The sequence below is a fragment of the Vibrio sp. 99-70-13A1 genome (genome assembly GCF_013114625.1).
In the GTDB taxonomy this organism is placed as follows: domain Bacteria; phylum Pseudomonadota; class Gammaproteobacteria; order Enterobacterales; family Vibrionaceae; genus Vibrio.
The window spans coordinates 131,371-148,069 of sequence record NZ_VTXD01000006.1; the positions used below are offsets into that span (position 1 = coordinate 131,371).

19 protein-coding genes are annotated in these 16,699 nt (G+C 41.4%); 14 read left to right on the forward strand and 5 right to left on the reverse strand.

What is annotated here, in order from left to right; all coding sequences use genetic code 11:
• Positions 1 to 30: 30 nt before the first annotated feature.
• The gene (locus F0226_RS06820) at positions 31 to 858 is read right to left on the reverse strand and encodes a Cof-type HAD-IIB family hydrolase (RefSeq protein WP_171734945.1); all 828 of its coding nucleotides are present in this window, start codon (positions 856 to 858) and stop codon (positions 31 to 33) included.
• A 139-nt stretch (positions 859 to 997) separates the two neighbouring features.
• Positions 998 to 1,993, reverse strand: coding sequence for an alpha/beta fold hydrolase (locus tag F0226_RS06825; RefSeq protein WP_171734946.1), 996 nt, complete (start codon positions 1,991 to 1,993; stop codon positions 998 to 1,000).
• 78 nt (positions 1,994 to 2,071) lie between these two features.
• Here F0226_RS06825 and rhtB point away from each other — a divergent pair, with 78 nt between their 5' ends.
• The 7 genes from rhtB (at position 2,072) to F0226_RS06860 (ending at position 8,458) form a co-directional block, all read left to right on the forward strand.
• Positions 2,072 to 2,689, forward strand: coding sequence for a homoserine/homoserine lactone efflux protein (gene rhtB / locus F0226_RS06830; protein WP_171734947.1), 618 nt, complete (start codon positions 2,072 to 2,074; stop codon positions 2,687 to 2,689).
• A gap of 31 nt (positions 2,690 to 2,720) precedes the next feature.
• The gene (locus F0226_RS06835) at positions 2,721 to 3,935 is read left to right on the forward strand and encodes an EAL and HDOD domain-containing protein (protein ID WP_171734948.1); all 1,215 of its coding nucleotides are present in this window, start codon (positions 2,721 to 2,723) and stop codon (positions 3,933 to 3,935) included.
• Between the two features lie 98 nt (positions 3,936 to 4,033).
• The gene (locus tag F0226_RS06840; protein WP_171734949.1) at positions 4,034 to 4,375 is read left to right on the forward strand and encodes a metalloregulator ArsR/SmtB family transcription factor; all 342 of its coding nucleotides are present in this window, start codon (positions 4,034 to 4,036) and stop codon (positions 4,373 to 4,375) included.
• A gap of 57 nt (positions 4,376 to 4,432) precedes the next feature.
• The gene (locus F0226_RS06845; protein WP_171734950.1) at positions 4,433 to 5,434 is read left to right on the forward strand and encodes an ArsJ-associated glyceraldehyde-3-phosphate dehydrogenase; all 1,002 of its coding nucleotides are present in this window, start codon (positions 4,433 to 4,435) and stop codon (positions 5,432 to 5,434) included.
• A gap of 24 nt (positions 5,435 to 5,458) precedes the next feature.
• Positions 5,459 to 5,962, forward strand: a complete 504-nt coding sequence (locus tag F0226_RS06850; protein WP_171734951.1) for a cyclin-dependent kinase inhibitor 3 family protein — start codon at positions 5,459 to 5,461, stop codon at positions 5,960 to 5,962.
• A 135-nt stretch (positions 5,963 to 6,097) separates the two neighbouring features.
• Positions 6,098 to 7,327, forward strand: coding sequence for an organoarsenical effux MFS transporter ArsJ (gene arsJ, locus F0226_RS06855; RefSeq protein WP_171734952.1), 1,230 nt, complete (start codon positions 6,098 to 6,100; stop codon positions 7,325 to 7,327).
• Between the two features lie 117 nt (positions 7,328 to 7,444).
• Positions 7,445 to 8,458, forward strand: coding sequence for an acyltransferase (locus F0226_RS06860; protein WP_171734953.1), 1,014 nt, complete (start codon positions 7,445 to 7,447; stop codon positions 8,456 to 8,458).
• 155 nt (positions 8,459 to 8,613) lie between these two features.
• On the opposite strand, the gene F0226_RS06865 is transcribed toward F0226_RS06860, so the two are convergent.
• A complete protein-coding gene (locus F0226_RS06865) occupies positions 8,614 to 8,943 on the reverse strand; it encodes a DUF2500 domain-containing protein (RefSeq protein ID WP_137375485.1) in 330 nt (109 codons plus the stop codon).
• A 245-nt stretch (positions 8,944 to 9,188) separates the two neighbouring features.
• On the opposite strand from F0226_RS06865, the gene F0226_RS06870 reads away from it, so the two are divergent.
• From F0226_RS06870 to F0226_RS06885, 4 genes are all read left to right on the forward strand, one after another.
• On the forward strand, positions 9,189 to 9,563 hold the full coding sequence (locus tag F0226_RS06870) for a DUF4145 domain-containing protein (RefSeq protein WP_171734954.1): 375 nt from the start codon (positions 9,189 to 9,191) through the stop codon (positions 9,561 to 9,563).
• 922 nt (positions 9,564 to 10,485) lie between these two features.
• A complete protein-coding gene (locus F0226_RS06875; RefSeq protein ID WP_171734955.1) occupies positions 10,486 to 11,106 on the forward strand; it encodes a lysoplasmalogenase in 621 nt (206 codons plus the stop codon).
• 226 nt (positions 11,107 to 11,332) lie between these two features.
• Positions 11,333 to 11,569: a YecH family metal-binding protein gene (locus F0226_RS06880; protein WP_171734956.1), complete on the forward strand. Its 237-nt coding sequence runs from the start codon at positions 11,333 to 11,335 to the stop codon at positions 11,567 to 11,569.
• 140 nt (positions 11,570 to 11,709) lie between these two features.
• Complete coding sequence (locus tag F0226_RS06885) at positions 11,710 to 12,294, forward strand: YhgN family NAAT transporter (RefSeq protein ID WP_171734957.1); 585 nt, start codon at positions 11,710 to 11,712, stop codon at positions 12,292 to 12,294.
• 122 nt (positions 12,295 to 12,416) lie between these two features.
• Here the strand turns inward: F0226_RS06885 and F0226_RS06890 are convergent, their stop codons facing one another.
• Both F0226_RS06890 and rsmD read right to left on the reverse strand, forming a co-directional pair.
• A complete protein-coding gene (locus F0226_RS06890) occupies positions 12,417 to 12,683 on the reverse strand; it encodes a DUF1145 domain-containing protein (RefSeq protein WP_137375490.1) in 267 nt (88 codons plus the stop codon).
• A gap of 17 nt (positions 12,684 to 12,700) precedes the next feature.
• A complete protein-coding gene (gene rsmD / locus F0226_RS06895; protein ID WP_171734958.1) occupies positions 12,701 to 13,315 on the reverse strand; it encodes a 16S rRNA (guanine(966)-N(2))-methyltransferase RsmD in 615 nt (204 codons plus the stop codon).
• Between the two features lie 230 nt (positions 13,316 to 13,545).
• Between rsmD and ftsY the strand changes: the two genes are divergently transcribed.
• The 3 genes from ftsY (at position 13,546) to ftsX (ending at position 16,576) form a co-directional block, all read left to right on the forward strand.
• A complete protein-coding gene (gene ftsY, locus F0226_RS06900; protein WP_171734959.1) occupies positions 13,546 to 14,844 on the forward strand; it encodes a signal recognition particle-docking protein FtsY in 1,299 nt (432 codons plus the stop codon).
• A 93-nt stretch (positions 14,845 to 14,937) separates the two neighbouring features.
• Positions 14,938 to 15,612: a cell division ATP-binding protein FtsE gene (gene ftsE, locus F0226_RS06905; RefSeq protein ID WP_171734960.1), complete on the forward strand. Its 675-nt coding sequence runs from the start codon at positions 14,938 to 14,940 to the stop codon at positions 15,610 to 15,612.
• Positions 15,602 to 16,576, forward strand: a complete 975-nt coding sequence (gene ftsX / locus F0226_RS06910; RefSeq protein WP_171734961.1) for a permease-like cell division protein FtsX — start codon at positions 15,602 to 15,604, stop codon at positions 16,574 to 16,576. The genes ftsE and ftsX overlap by 11 nt, the downstream gene beginning before the upstream one ends.
• Positions 16,577 to 16,699: the final 123 nt, after the last annotated feature.

Sequence of the window (16,699 nt, forward strand, 5' to 3'; positions counted from 1 at the left end):
GCTTATCGCTTATCGCTTATCGCTTATTGCTTATAGCAAGTGCTCATGCAGATAATGAGCGACAGCGTCATCAGCGTTACTGCCAATCACTTCGTTATCAGGCAAAGCTTTCAAGACTTTTTCATGAGACGTTCCCATGACTAGCCCTTTACCTGCCATTGCAAGCATTTCTGCATCATTCATTCCATCACCAAAAGCGACACAATGTTCTAAGCCTAAATTCATAGATTGAGCTACGGCTTGTAAAGCGTGACCTTTAGAGACTTCAGCCGCCATTACTTCTAAACACCAAGGCGTTGAGAATGCGATGTTTAGCTTGTCACCCAATAGCTCATTGAGTTTGTCTTCAAACGGAACAAGGTATTCGTGTTCTTGGTTAGGGTGAGTGAAGAAAATTTTAGCAATGCCTTCTTGAGGGGCGTTGTTGATATCAAATAAACGATAAGTGAACCCGGTTTTGTCATGGAAATTTTTCATGTCTTCATCATCACGGTTCATTAGCCATTCGTCATTCATGTAAATGTGAATGAAAATTTCCGGGTCATCTTTCAGGACATCTACAATCTGTTGAACCAAGTGAGCAGGGATGTTCTTTGCGTAAGTCAGGTTGTCATCTAAGTCATGAACACGAGCGCCATTTGATGTGATCATGTAAGCCGGAATACCGGTTTGTTCACGTATGCCAGCTACATCAACATGGTGGCGACCTGTAGCAAAAATGAAGGTATAACCTTGCTGGTGCAATTCTGTGAGGGTTTGCTTTGTAAAGTCGCTTAGCTGGTGGTTTGGTGCGAGCAGTGTGCCATCTAGATCTGACGCGACAATTTTAACGATATCTTTTAATGCAGAAGTAGTCATTTAACCCTCATTGCGTTGGTATGAATGCCAGATGAGCTAGCATTGTTTTATTTGACCCATAAATTGTATTCGAAAACGGGAAAAGAAAAGAGGGTAAAGGTCACTGACTTCTCTTCCTCTTTAGTTGGTTTGTTATTGTTTAGCGCTTATCTTGAGCCGTTAAAAAATCACAGATCGCATCCAGAGTTTGGTTTCGGTACTGATCTTTTTCAAAAAGTACTTCGTGCTGAGCATCGCGAATAATCTTAAATTGGCAAAAAGGGTTAGTTTTAGCCAGCTTTTTGATGAAACGAACTTGAGCTTCATTACTTACAATTCTCTCGTGACCGGCTTGAACAATAAGTAGCGGGACTTGGATTTGTCGGGTTTGTTGGATGCATTGTTTTGCTGCCATCAAACCTTGCCACACCCAGCGAGTACTGGCTCCGCCTACTTTCAATTCAGGCATGTCCTCATAGAGCTTACGAAACCATTGGTAGCGGACACTACTTTGGGTTAAAGGATTATCTTCAAATGGTTTTTGGAAATACGCTTTCTGACCCGGAGCATAGGTGGCTTTGGTGCTAACGGCTGTGAGTAATTGGCTGAGTATCAGAGCGATAGGTTTTAAGTACCATTCTGTATTGACGCCATACATAGGTGCGCATAAAGCCACTTTATCAAAAGTGTGGTTTGGTGTTGTCTGCAAATAACGAGTTGAGATAGTACTTCCCATTGAATGGCCGAGTAAGTAACGCTCTTCATATCGTTCTAATTTGAAGCTTTTTACTAAAGTTGTCATATCAGAAACATAATCATCAAACTCTTGGATATGCCCAATATCTGAGTCTTTCACGAGTCGTTCTGATAACCCCTGACCTTGGTGGTCAAAGGAATAAATATCGTAACCTTTATTAAAAAGGTCATAGAAAAGCTCTTGGTATTTCCAGCATGATTCAATGCGACCATTAACAATCACCACCGCTTTATTGTGATTAGAACTGGTATAACTGCACCAATATGATTTTCTTTTATGGGATGTTGTTACATAACCTTCATTTCTCTGTTGCCAAAGGTTGGCAATTGGGTGTTTAATCGCTTGTTCGAACTGATGCTCTTGCGTATAAGAAGGGTGCGTGGCACCTGAATTCGCCATGATAAAAAGCCTAAATGAAAGTATGAGAGCGTACGCGCTACTAATAATATTAGATTAATGAACTTATAAGGAAATGCAATGGATACTCATGTCTGGTTAGCTTATGTTGTCACCGCGATTCTTTTTAGTCTGGCACCTGGTTCTGGTACCGTAAATTCAATCAGTAATGGCTTGAGTTATGGAACAAGAAAATCATTGGCATCCATTGTTGGTCTTCAACTCGGTCTCGTTTTTCATATTATTTTAGTGGGTGCTGGTATTGGCGCACTTGTCGCGAAATCGGCATTGGCATTTTCTATCATTAAATGGGTTGGCGTGATCTATTTGGTTTGGCTGGGAATTCAAAAGTGGCGAGATCGCTCAAGTTTGATCGCTCATACAGGTGAAGGTACGAAGTCGAGCTGGGATTTAATGCGTAATGCCGTTCTGATTAATTTGACCAACCCTAAGTCAATCGTTTTCCTTGTGGCACTATTCCCACAATTTATAAACCCAATGCAACCTCAGATGCCACAACTTTTGGTTCTAGGTGTTACGACGGTAGTGATTGATGGTATCGTAATGCTTGGTTACATTTCATTGGCGGCACAAATGGGACGATTTATTCGCTCTGACCGTGTAATGGGGAAAATCAATAAAGTATTTGGTGGTATGTTCATGGGCTGTGGAGCTCTACTTGCTGCTGCAAAAGCATAATAATCGCTTAATGGATTGAAATAGAAAGACAATGACTTCAACGTACGTCGCGCGACAACCAATCTTTAACCGGAAAAAACATACTTTAGGTTATGAATTACTTTTTCGGGATGGGGAAAAAAATGCTTACCCATCACACATAGGATCTAATCGCGCGACGTATCGATTAATTGTCGAAAACTTCTTATCTGTTGGGGTGAATCCTTCCATTCCTACTTCCCGTTGTTTTATCAATTTTCCGTATCAGAGCTTGATTCGTCGTTTACCATTTAGCTTGCCAAAAGATAAAGTCGTGGTTGAAGTGTTGGAGACGTGTTCGCCGACAGACGAGCTATTCGAAGCCATTAAAGATCTGTATCGGCAAGGTTATATGATCGCGCTTGACGATTTTACTCTCACTGAAGAGTGGAAGCGGTTCCTGAAATACGTCCATATTATTAAACTCGATATTATGCAGATGGGGCTTGAGGCTGCTTGTGAATTAGTTCGTGAGCATCATGGGCAGAAATACAGTTTTCTAGCCGAAAGAATAGAAACATTGAAAGAGTTTGAACAAGCGAAAGAAGCTGGGTTTAAGTTCTTCCAAGGTTATTTTTTTAGTAAGCCTGAAATCATCAAAACTAAATACGTCAGCCCAGAGCAAGCCATTGCTATGGAACTGTTTCAAGAAGTCTGCCAAGTAAATGTGAATTTTAAGAAAGTGGAAGGCATTGTCGCCAAAGACGCGGCACTCTCTTATAAGTTACTGCGTTTTGTGAATACCATGTCTCCTCGAATTGAAGTGACGATCTCTTCTTTTAGGCAGGCACTTGTCTATCTTGGTCAAGATAAATTGAAGATGTTTGTTTCACTGGCTGTCGCTTCGTATATTTCGGATTCTAAACCTAAAGAGCTGCTTAGCTTATCTCTTCAGCGAGCTCAATTCTGCCAATTGATGTCTCGTTATCAACCTTTTCAAAGTCATACAGAGCAAGCCTTTATGATCGGTTTGTTCTCTATGCTAGACGCGTTACTTGATCTGTCGCTTGAGAACTTGGTTGAACAACTCCCTTTATGCAAAGTCATTAAGGTTGCACTTTTACGTCGAGAAGGTCCTTATGGTGTGTTATTGGCACTGGAAGAAAGCTTTGAGCTAGCTGATTGGCAAAGCATTGAGGGTTATTGCCAACAATTAGGACTAAACGCAGAAGATGTGCAGCATGAGTTGGTTCAAGCTCAGCGCTGGAGCCAAACGATGCAATCCTAGAATCTAATATGAACATTTTATGACAAAACTAACGCACGCCTTGACGTGCGTTTTTTTATAACTAATATATACGCATATCCATATATGAGTATGTAGTTATGCTTCCTCACCAATTCTTTAAATTGCTATCTGATGAAACGAGAGTGCGCTGCTTAATGTTGATAGTACGCCAGACCTGTTTATCGGTTGGTGAATTAACACAAGCATTAGAAGAGAGTCAGCCAAAAATATCTCGTCACTTAGCACAGTTACGTTCGAGTGGCATTTTGACTGACGTTCGCCAAGGGCAGTGGGTTTTTTATCGCCTGTCACAAGATTTACCAGGTTGGATGCTAAAGTTGATCGACGACCTTATCGCATCGAACTGTTTGAAAACTGAATATCAGCAAGACATAGCGCGTTTAGAAGCGATGAGCTCACGCCCTGTATGTTGCGTTTAAATCCCAATTAAGCTTCACCACTAATTTAAATTTCACCACTAGCTGAGAGAAAAGACAATGACAGTTAAAGTAGGTATTAATGGTTTTGGTCGTATTGGCCGTCTAGCACTTCGCGCAGCATTCGACTGGGCAGAATTAGAATTCGTACAAATTAATGATGTAGCTGGCGACACAGCAACATTGGCGCACCTTCTTGAGTTCGATTCAGTACAAGGTCGCTGGAACCACGAAGTCGCTGTTGAAGGTGATGAGATGATCATCAATGGTCAGCGTATTAAAACTACTCAAGAGCGCGATCTTGATGCGATTGATTGGTCTGGTTGTGATGTTGTTATTGAAGCGACAGGTGTTCACCGTAAGACTTTTTTCTTAAACAAGTACCTAGAGCAAGGTGTGAAGCGTGTTGTTGTTTCAGCGCCAGTTAAAGAAGAAGGCGTTGCGAATATTGTTGTTGGTGTGAACGATGAAATCTTCGATCCAGCAGTGCACAAGATTGTGACCGCTGCTTCTTGTACAACTAACTGTCTTGCGCCAGTTGTTAAAGTGATCAACGAGAAGCTAGGTATCGAAAACGCAGCTTTCACTACTATTCATGATCTCACCAACACTCAAACTATTCTTGATGCTCCACACAAAGATTTACGCCGAGCACGTGCATGTGGCATGAGCCTAATTCCTACTACAACGGGTAGTGCAACCGCTATCGTTGAAATCTTCCCTGAACTAAAAGACCGAATTAATGGTCATGCGGTACGTGTCCCTCTTGCGAATGCATCACTAACAGACATCATCTTTGACGTGAAGCGCGATACAACTGCAGAAGAAGTAAATGCGTTACTTAAAGAAGCATCAGAAAATGAGCTGAAAGGCATTCTTGGCTTTGAAGCGCGCCCGTTAGTTTCTATCGATTATAAAGGCGACCAACGTTCAACGATTGTTGATGCGCAATCAACCATGCTGGTTGGTAAGCGTATGGTGAAGATCTACGCATGGTATGACAATGAAATGGGCTACGCGACTCGTACTGCTGAATTGGTTCGTACTGTTGGTCTAGCATAAGCTTTAGTTTCTAGGAGAAATACAATGACAAATTCTACCGTTCACCCAACGTGGGAACTTAACCTTGAAACAGGTGCTTTGGTACTGACTCCATGTCCTGGTACGAAAGAAGCGAACCTTGATGACTCTCTAGCACAGCTTAAAGCGCAAGGCGTGGAAGCGATTGTGACTGCGCTTGATGATGCTGAGCTTGCAGGTAAAGATGTTTCAGAGCTGGGTCAAAAAGCTCAAGCACTTGGTATGCAATGGTTTCAAATTGAAATCGAAGATGATCGCGCTCCAGGAGCTGACTTTGATGCCAAATGGCAAGCGGCTAGCCCAACACTGCATGATGTAGTGAATAACGGTGGCAAAGTGGCTATGCACTGTATGGGTGGCTCTGGTCGTACAGGTTTACTGGCTGCTCACTTGTTACTTGAAAAAAATTGGGGCATTGAAAAAGTGGTTCAGGAAGTTCAAGCACTTCGCCCAGGTGCTTTTACAAAGCCAATTCAAGTTGAATACATTCATGGTGTTGCTGCTCAGTAATTATTAATGCTCTAGACCGAGTTAATAGCTCGTTATAGTAAGGCTAAGTGATTAAGACTGTTAAAGAGCTTTTGGGACACCATGATCCAAAAGCTCTTTTTATTTGAGCCCATGGTTTGAATTTGTGAGAAACGTATGTTTTCAAACTTAAGTAAAAGTGTTCGCCAATATATGTTGGTGACATTCAATTATTGGAATTTCACCATTACTGATGGTGCTCTTCGTATGCTGGTGGTTTTGTATTTCTACGACCTTGGCTACAGTTCGTTAGAAATTGCCTCTCTGTTCCTTTTCTATGAGTTCTTTGGTGTGGTGACCAACCTAATCGGTGGCTGGTTAGGGGCACGTCTTGGTTTGAATAAAACCATGAATATTGGACTCGGGATGCAAGTTCTTGCTTTAGGTATGCTGGCGGTACCTAGTGCGATGTTAACGATTCCTTGGGTAATGGCGGCGCAGGCATTGTCGGGCATTGCAAAAGATCTCAATAAGATGAGTGCTAAGAGCTCGATTAAGACTCTAGTACCGGATGATCAGCAAGGTGCGCTTTATAAGTGGATTGCGATTCTGACTGGTTCTAAGAATGCGCTAAAAGGTGCGGGCTTTTTTATTGGTGGCTTACTGCTTTCAACTATCGGTTTCCAATATGCGGTGCTCGCGATGGCTGCTGTACTCACACTAGTCTTTATTGGCAGCGTATTTAGCTTAGAAGCGGATATGGGTAAGGCAAAAACCAAACCTAAGTTTAAACAAATCTTCTCGAAATCAGACTCAATCAATATTCTTTCTGCGGCGAGAATGTTTTTGTTTGGTGCTCGTGACGTGTGGTTTGTGATTGCGTTGCCGATTTACCTAGGCAGTGTGTTTGGTTGGGATCACTCATGGGTAGGTGGCTTCTTAGCGGCTTGGACAATTGCATACGGATTTGTGCAAGGTATCGCACCTAAGATAACGGGTAAGGCACAAGGTAAAGTGCCGGATGGACATGCGGCTTTATTGTGGGCAGGCGCATTAGCGGCTGTTACTGCAGCGATTGCTTATGCTGTACAAATCGGTTGGCAGCCAGAATTGGTTATTATCGGTGGTTTAATGATCTTTGGGGCAATTTTTGCTGTTAACTCATCTTTGCACTCTTACTTGATTGTCAGTTATGCGAAAGGAGATGGCGTGTCTCTTGATGTGGGCTTCTACTATATGGCAAATGCGATGGGACGTTTGATTGGGACAGTCTTATCTGGTTTAGTTTTTCAAATGGCAGGCTTGTCTGCATGTTTGTGGGTGTCGTTTGCTTTCTTAGCACTGACCACTTTGATTTCTCTTCGACTACCTAAGGTTCCGCAAGCTTCAGCAGCATTGCCTAAATAAGCGATATGTAATTCCTTTAACAATAAGCTGACTTGGCATGTATGCCGGCCAGCTTTTTTATTGCTATAGTTTGATGATTGAATACTAATCAGATACTTAAATGGAATAGAAAGCTCTATGAAGCAACGAGTATTGTTTTTTGACTTAGCAAGATGTGTCGCGGCGGTTGCCGTTATCGCCATTCATGTGTTGGCACCTTATCGACATGAATTGAATAGCATTCCATTTGGGGAATGGTTTACTGCAATTAGCGTAAACGGTTTTAGTCGCTGGGCGGTTCCGGTATTTATTCTGATTACTGGTGCGCTTATGCTAAGTGACCAACGCCCGTTTGATGCAAAATATTATGTGCAGCGCCGGTTAGGGAAAGTTCTCATTCCTTTTATTGTTTGGTCTTTGTTTTACACCTACTTATCAGGTTGGTCATTAGAAGGCTTTGATAGCGGTGTTAGCTGGCAAGTATTGGCTGACAGCTATCACCATTACACCTATTACCACTTAGGTTTCTTTTATTACTTCATCCCTTTGTATTTCGTAATCCCTTCCCTACAAATCATGGTCCGAAAATATGGTGATAAAAGCGTTTATGGCCTAACGGGTGTGTGGCTGTTCACAACGTTACTCTTTTTACTAGGCATTGATGGACCTTGGAGCCATGAGTTGTGGCTTTACACTGGTTACCTGCCGTTAGGCTACATCCTTTATAAAAAGGTACCGCTGACTAAAACAACCATGTACTCGGTCGTTACTCTTGGTGGGTTAGCGCTGTTCGCGACCGTATTTATGGTGGTGGATGCCAGCTTAGCTGCTGAGAAATACACAGTTGGTCGCTGGCTATCATACAAAACGCTGAATACCGTAATTATTGCCAGCATGGTGTTTCTACTGTGCCGTTATTTCGGAGAAGGACTGTCTGATAAAAGTAACCAAGTCGTGAGCTTTATTAGTAAATACAGCTTAGGTATTTATCTATTACATCCAATCTTCTTATGGCCGATGAAAGAGTTTGGTTGGTATCAGGGGCACCCAGCTTGGGTTATCCCATTATGGGTGTTGATTAGTGGGGCTGGAGCGTTGTGGATGAGCTGGCTCTTGGCGAAATCCAGTAAGACTCGTTGGTTACTTCCGTAGCCTGGTAATTACTATATTTTGATAATTATCGTAGTTTGGTAATTGCCGTAGCTTGGTTGTTTATCATGGGTTGGCTTTTACCATGGATTAGCTTTTATTATAGAAGGGAACTGCAGAGCTGGTTGGAAAAAGCTCTGCATTTTGAATCGAGAAGTTTAACGCTTTAATGCAAAGTGCAAAAATTTATCACCTTGGTAAGTCATGGTTCCTTTGTCTCCAGGAGATAGGGCATGAAAATAATGGATCCCGACTTGAAACTCACGCTTCGGACCAATGCGACCTTTTTGTACATATATCCAATACTCTTGGTCTTCTTGACCCGGTTCAGCATCAGGAAGATCAATCGATTGTTTATCTAGAATAGTGACATCAGCTTTTTGTTCAGGCGCATTCTCACCTTGCATGTGTTTTCGATAAAAACTCACAAATACCCAACCAGCGAGTAGGGCAAGTGTAAAAATGGCAAAAAACAGTGTGCTAGGCATATAACCCTCCAAATAATCGTAGGTGATATTTTAGTGTTACGGGCGTTTATAGGTTGTGTGTTAAGCCGCTATATCGCTAATTCCCATATTGATAGATGATTATTTTTCGGCTGATATCACATTTACAAATCAGCAAGGGATAAGGCATTGTTATTTATTGTCTCTTTCTCACGTAAAAAAATTTGGGTTTATAGAAGAATAGACAAATGCTCAACTAGAATAATGAGTAGAGTAGGAGGGCCGAAATGACAGACATAGAACAAGTAGTGACAAGAACTCGAAATATTGAAAAGTTATTGAGGCTTCAGTATCACGCTGAAGGTGAAGGATTACATGAACTCATCACAAGTTGCGAAGAGCGACTGCCTCATGATGTGGTGAGTAAACTTAGATACATAGCAACGTGTCGTAATAAAGTCGTGAAGGATGATAAATCTGAACTAGAAGATCAGGCTAAATTTACATTGATGTGTGATGACTGTGAAAAAGAGCTCACACCTAGGAGTAGTCGATTTATCTGGCGAGTGGCTATTTTATTGATGGTAGTGATGACATTAGCAGCAGGTGGCTTTTATTACGCCAATTGGGATGTACTTACGCATCATTTTTTATCTAAATAATCCGATTTACTAAAGAAAAAGGGACGCATTAGCGTCCCTTTTTCTTTAGTAACTTTATAAGTTACTTAGTACATCATCGGCAGTGTCATTAGGCCAACAACTACTGCGATCATTACAAGCCCTTGTTTTTGTGAAGAAGAAATCATAACACTGCCCCTTGATTTGGTTGATACTCTTTATGCTGATTAGAATAGCACTGTTTTTGGTGTTTATTCAAGCATTACTTTTGAAGTCTCCAAAAGTAGCATTAAAGTTTGCTTAAACTGGGTGGTTTTATCTATGTTTAGTTATTGTTTTGATGTGGTTGTTAATCGCTCTAAGTGCTTTTAAATTGAGCCTTTGTTTTTTAACTTATTGAAATTATATAAGTTTTCAATGTAATGAATATTGTTAATAGTTGTTAAAGTGTATTAATGGATTTCATGGTTGGGTATGTTGTACTGAGGCTTGTTTGTTGGTTTTTGCTAGGTTTATATGTTGGTTTTAAACTCATTGGAGCATTATTTTCGTAGTTATTGATGTATTTTATTTAAATCTCGTTGATTTAAATGCTTGGTGGCGGTCTGATAGTTATTAACTTAACAAGTGACGCTTTGTGATTTTAACTGTTTGTTTTGTATGTGGTTGTTGAGTTGATTTATATTTTTTAAAGGTTTCTTTAATCAAGGTTTTCGAGAAGGTGATTGAGGATGAGCTTAAAGTTAGTAAGCTCTGAAGGTGGAAATCGATCTCGCGGTGAATAATTGTCATAAAGTAGTTAAGGTCAGGAAATTAGAATAGTTCATTATTAAATTCTCTTATCTAATTTTTACCGTAGCTTTTTAGTGGAACCGTAATCAAGATCCAATTTTGAAGCGCTGGCTCTTTACATCAAAGCCAGTGTGCCTAGACTGACCGCGATTTGTAGTAATAAGGTAAGCGTATGTGGAGTTGGTTGGCGGTTTCATTAGCAAGTATTGGAGCTGTATCAGGTACGAAACATGGGTTTATCGCTCAGTCCTTACTGTATAAAATTTTCACCTTTGCCTTGCTGATCATCATTGCCATGACTCAAGCTCCTATCTATGAGCATACTTATTGGATAGTGGGTGGTTTAGGCGTTTCTGCACTTGCTGATACTTTGCATACCCTAAAGCGAAAACGTACTTTTCATTTTCTTTGTTTCCTAGTTGCTCAACTGTGTTACAGCAAAGCATTTTGGCTTCAATTGTCCGGAGAAATGGTCTGGTGGCTCTTTGCCTTACTACTTGCCGCAAGTATTGTCGCTTTCTTCTTGTTGCTTCCACAGCTAGATAAATTGGTATTCCCAGTTGTTATTATGGGAATTATGCTTATCCAACTGTCTTGGGCGTCAGGGGAAGTGTGGTTAACCTCACCAACGCTTGCGAGTGGTATCGGTTTCGCCGGTGCATGTGTATTGCTGCTTTCAGCCCTAGCCTATGCACTGAATAGCTATCGCAGCCCTATCCGCCGTTCCTATGTTTGGGTCACAGGCAGCTACTTTTTAGCACACGGATTAATTGTTTCATCGCTTGTTCTTTAGCTGTTAGCTCATTACTCGGCTAAGGTTTTACCAATGAGCTAGAGTGGCGACATTTTCAATATTCTAAACAAGGGCTGACTACTGGCATTTATTGTGAATAGAGACTATCTACACCGTGTCGTGCACTCAGATCCGTCATTAATTAATTAAATCCTGTTTAGCATCAAATTGCTTTTTTCGTACATCAGTATTCTGTGTCTTCGTTGATTAAAATGAGACTCATACGATGACAACTGAAATTCATGCCCATAATGTTTTAAACCTGCTGAATGAAACTCCTCTGACACGAGCTGAACTTGAAACAGTATTGGCAGAGCAGTATGGAGCCGATGCCCGCTTTCATACCTGTAAACTCAACGACTTAGATTTAGACCGTTTATTGACCTTCTTTCTAAAGATGGAAAAAGTAGTGCTCGTAGGTGACAAGCTAAGCACAAACATGAACCGTGTGTGCAGTCACTAAGTTTATTATTGCGTACTAGTTCATTGATATGCTTTGATTTTTTGGTTTTATAATCTCTGAAATAATAGTGTGTCTAGAGTTCGAAAAGCGAGATTGAGGCTGCTATACTCCGCGCAACTTCGCTTTTCGAGACAAACCTTATGGAAATCTTATCCGCAGCTACCATGCTGTTTCTTATTATGGATCCGCTTGGTAATTTACCAATCGTCCTTTCTATCCTTAAGCATATTGACCCAAAGCGTCGCCGTATCGTTCTTGTCCGAGAGCTGATCTTTGCACTCATAATCCTGCTGCTATTCTTATTCGCAGGTCAAAGCATCATGAACTTCTTACATGTTCAGCCTGAAACCTTAAGTATTTCTGGCGGTATTATTCTATTCATTATTGCCATTAAGATGATTTTCCCAAGCGCAGGTAGCATTACAGGGTTAGCGGCAGGTGAAGAGCCGTTTATCGTGCCAATGGCTATTCCTATGATTGCGGGTCCATCGGTGATTGCTGCATTGATTCTGCTTTCGACACAGCACCCTGACAACATGTTAGAGCTCTCGGGCGCGGTTATGCTGGCGTGGGGCGCGACCTTCTTTATTTTGATGTTTAATGGCTTCTTCCTACGAATCTTAGGAGAGAGAGGCTTGAAGGCGATAGAACGTTTGATGGGCTTGTTGCTAGTTATGCTTTCGACTCAGATGTTCCTAGATGGTGTAAAAGGCTACCTTGGGTAGTTTCTAAGTTAATTGAATACAAAAAGGCAGCTCAAGTGAGCTGCCTTTTTGTTTGCTTTTCTAAATTTGGGGTCTCTCTTAATAAGGAGTCGTTTCCCTAAAAGATTTTTACATGAATCTGGTTACATCATGTGTTTGCGTCGGATATCAAGCAATGCAAAAATGCCAAAAATTAGAATTGACCACTTCTCCCAACGACTCATCGATATTTTGTCGCCAAAAGCTCCAATGAAAATCAACATTTGCAAACCATGCATGAAAAACAAAAATGCCGTCATGATGTATAGCGCAATCGCTGAGTTACCAGGGAAAGGGTTAAATATATTGATGATTAAAACTAGCCAAACAAAAGCAATTGCTGCTTTGGCTAAGGTAAGCAATATTTTCATTCTGTTGCCCTATCTATTTATGATTCTTCGGATTCAGCTAGTGTTCTATTGAACAGTCGGTAACTGGATTGACCGGTTGTTTTATCTCGGTACAGCTCCCAGTTTTCTGGCATGGACTCTAGCGTGAGCTCTTTTTCTGTCTCCACATAGATGATTGCATCATCAGTGAGCCAGCCATTTTTCTCAAGTAGTTGAACCGTTTCTGCGAGTAAGCCTTTACGGAAAGGTGGATCAATAAACACCAGATCATGTGGCGTACCTTGATTGCGAAGGTAAGAAAGCGCATCAGTATTCACAACGTTAATATTGTCAGCTTTTAATTCTTTCGCATTATCCGATAGCTGTTTTGCTGCCTTTGGGTTCATTTCCAGCAAAGTGACAAGCTTAGCTTGGCGTGAAGCCGCTTCAAAGCCTAAGCCACCAGAGCCGGAGAAAACGTCTAAGCATGTGGAATGAGGTACTTCTTGGGCTAACCAATTGAAAAGCGTTTCTTTTACGCGATCAATGGTTGGTCGTAACCCTTCTAAGTCATGAACTGGGAGTTTTCTTCCTCTCCAAGAGCCACTGATGATTCGAACAAAGCCACCTGATGGCTTTTTTTGTGATGTGTTTTGCTGGCGACGTCTTACCATAGATTTTTTGACCGCTAATAAAGTGATACTATACCGAGCCCAAATTTAATTTGGCTCGGGTATTAAATAAATTTGCAATGACAAAGTGTAGCAAGCTAAACGAAAAGTTATCACTGCTTTGTCATTTTTCTTTACTATTCGCTTATGCAAAATACGAATTGCATCAGTAGCGTAAAGAGTCGCGTGCATTAGTCAATATAGTTAATAAGTAGATCTAGGGAACCCCTCTGATGGCGGAAAAAAAGAAGCGCGGTTTATTATCGTGGCTTGGCTTTGGTGAAGAAGAACAAAGCCCACAAACGCAAAACGAATCAAAAGCAGAACAGCCGGCAGAATTAGAAAAAGAGGTTGTTGAAGCAAAAATTGTTGAAACAGAAGAATCTCAGGTTGAACCAGAGCAAAACAAACTAGTTGAGCAACCAGAAGCAGATCTGGAAGTCGAATCCAATCAGGAAGAGATTCAGGAACAAGGACTTGAACCTGTAGAAGAGGAACCTAACACTGAGCTAGCAGAAGCAGAAGCAGAAGCAGAAGCAGAAGCAGAAGCAGAAGCAGAAGCAGAAGCAGAAGCACCAGTTGTTCCTCGTGTTCAAGAACAAGAAAAACCAACTGAAAGCTTTTTTACACGATTAAAGCGCAGCTTAAGCCGTACTAAAGCAAATATTGGTGCTGGCTTCTTTGGTCTATTCAAAGGCAAAGAGATTGATGAAGATCTTTTTGAAGAGTTGGAAGAACAGCTATTAATTGCTGATGTTGGTATGCCAACAACCGTAAAGATCATTGAAAACTTAACAGATAAAGCAACACGTCAAGATTTGAAAGATGGCGAGGCGTTATACGGTCTGTTAAAAGAAGAGATGGCTGAAATTTTAAGCCAAGTTGAACAACCACTAGTCGTGGATACTACGAAAACGCCTTACGTTATTTTAATGGTAGGTGTGAACGGGGTAGGTAAAACAACCACTATTGGTAAACTAGCGAAACAGTTCCAAGGTGAAGGCAAAAAAGTCATGCTTGCTGCGGGCGACACATTCCGTGCGGCTGCGGTTGAACAGCTACAAGTATGGGGTGAACGTAACAACGTACCTGTTATTGCTCAACACACTGGTGCTGACAGTGCTTCCGTGATTTATGATGCGATTGAAGCCGCTAAAGCGCGTGGTGTAGATGTGGTTATCGCAGATACTGCTGGTCGCTTGCAAAACAAGAGCAACTTGATGGAAGAGTTACGCAAAATTGTACGCGTAATGAAGAAAATTGATGATTCAGCACCACATGAAATTATGCTGACATTGGATGCTGGTACTGGTCAAAATGCGATTAGCCAAGCGAAGCTATTCAGCGAAGTGGCGCCTGTAACTGGGATTACGTTGACTAAACTGGATGGAACAGCAAAAGGTGGCGTTATCTTCTCTATCGCTGATCAATTCCAAATTCCAATTCGTTTTATTGGGGTTGGTGAAGGTATCGATGATTTACGTCCGTTTGAATCTCAAGATTTCATCGAAGCGTTATTCAGCCGAGAATAATAATTCTTGCCGTGAGTTTACGTAGTAAAGTGTTTTAAACGTTAAAGTACTACGATTTAAATTTGATAGTAGTGATCGTAAGAGGAATGTTCGGTGATCAAATTTCAGCAAGTGAGTAAAGCCTACCGAGGCGGGCGCCAAGCATTACAAAAAGTGGATTTTCACCTTCGACGTGGTGAAATGGCTTTTTTAGGTGGTCACTCAGGGGCGGGTAAAAGTACCTTGTTGAAATTGATCTGTGCGATTGAACGTCCAACTGATGGGAAAATTCGTTTTAACGATCACGATATCACTCGTATCCCCTCTAAAGATATTCCGTTTTTACGCCGTAATATCGGTATCGTTTTTCAAGATCACCGACTACTTATGGACCGCTCTATTTTTGACAATGTCGCACTGCCAATGCGTATTGAATCGATTTCAGAAAATGAGATAAAACGTAGAGTTAATGCCGCACTTGATAAAACGGATCTATTGGATAAAGCCCGTTGTTTACCAAGCCAGCTTTCTGGTGGTGAGCAGCAACGAGTCGGTATTGCACGAGCTGTAGTAAACCGTCCAACGTTACTTCTAGCCGATGAGCCTACCGGCAACTTAGATCCAGAGCTTTCCAACCGAGTATTACGACTTTTTGAAGAGTTTAACCGTGCAGGCGTTACTATTCTTTTAGCAACACATGATGTGGGGTTAGTGAATACTCGCCCTCAATATCGCCATCTTGAACTGAACCAAGGTTTTTTGAGTGAGGTTGAAGATTATGGCAGGTAACAAACGTCTCAAAAAGCCGGCGCCGAAAGCGAGTAGAGCCAATAATCGACCTGCCAGTGATGGCTTTTTTAGAATTCATTTAAAACAAGCAAAATCCTCTTTTTCTGAATTATGGCAAAGACCAATTGGTAACATTTTAACGCTCGCAGTTATCTCTATGGCGTTGGCTATGCCTGCTTGCTTGTACTTATTGGGAAAAAATATCAGCGAAGTCGCAAAAGATGTCGCAAGCCCGTCACAAATAAGTGCTTACATAGAAGAAGGCACACCAGAACCAAGAGTGATGGTGCTGAAAGATGAAATTGAAAGTTGGGATCAGGTTGCGCTAGTTGAATATATTTCACCGCAACAGGGCTTAGAAGAGTTAAGCCAGTATTCCGGTTTTGATGACGCATTATCATTGTTGGATGATTATTCTCTGCCTGGTGTTTTAGTTATTACACCAAGTGTTGAAGATAATTCAGCAACAAAAAGTATATCGAGCAAAGTTAAGCAACAACCTTCTATTACGGATGTTCGATTAGATGAAGATTGGTTAGCAAGGCTTGATGCTATTAAAGCGTTAGCTGCTGTTATCGTGATCACCCTGACATTACTGATGCTTGGAGCGGTATTCTTAATTATTGGTAATACGCTGCGCTTTAATGTTTTGGCACGAAAAGAAGAAATTCAAACCATGAAGTTAATTGGCGCAACGGACAGCTTTATTCTGCGCCCTTACCTTTATTCAGGTATGTGGTTTGGTGTATTAGGCGCCGTGACGGCATGGGTAATGACAGCATTAATTACGATACTACTGAATGGTGCGGTGGACGAACTGGCTCAGTTATACGATAGCCACTTCAGATTGATTGGACTAAGCTGGGATGAATCTCTTTTGCTATTAATAGTAGGTACCTTGTTAGGCAGTGTTGCAGCTCGGCTTTCAGCGCAGCGACACCTAAAAGAAATTGAACCAGTTTAGTTGAATGCGGTCATATTTAGACAAAAAATAGGCAAGTATTACCCAGTAATTGCCTTGTATAGACGAAATGATTATGCATAATAACTTCCCCCTCCTTGAATCCTGTTCATTTTAGGTTCAAGA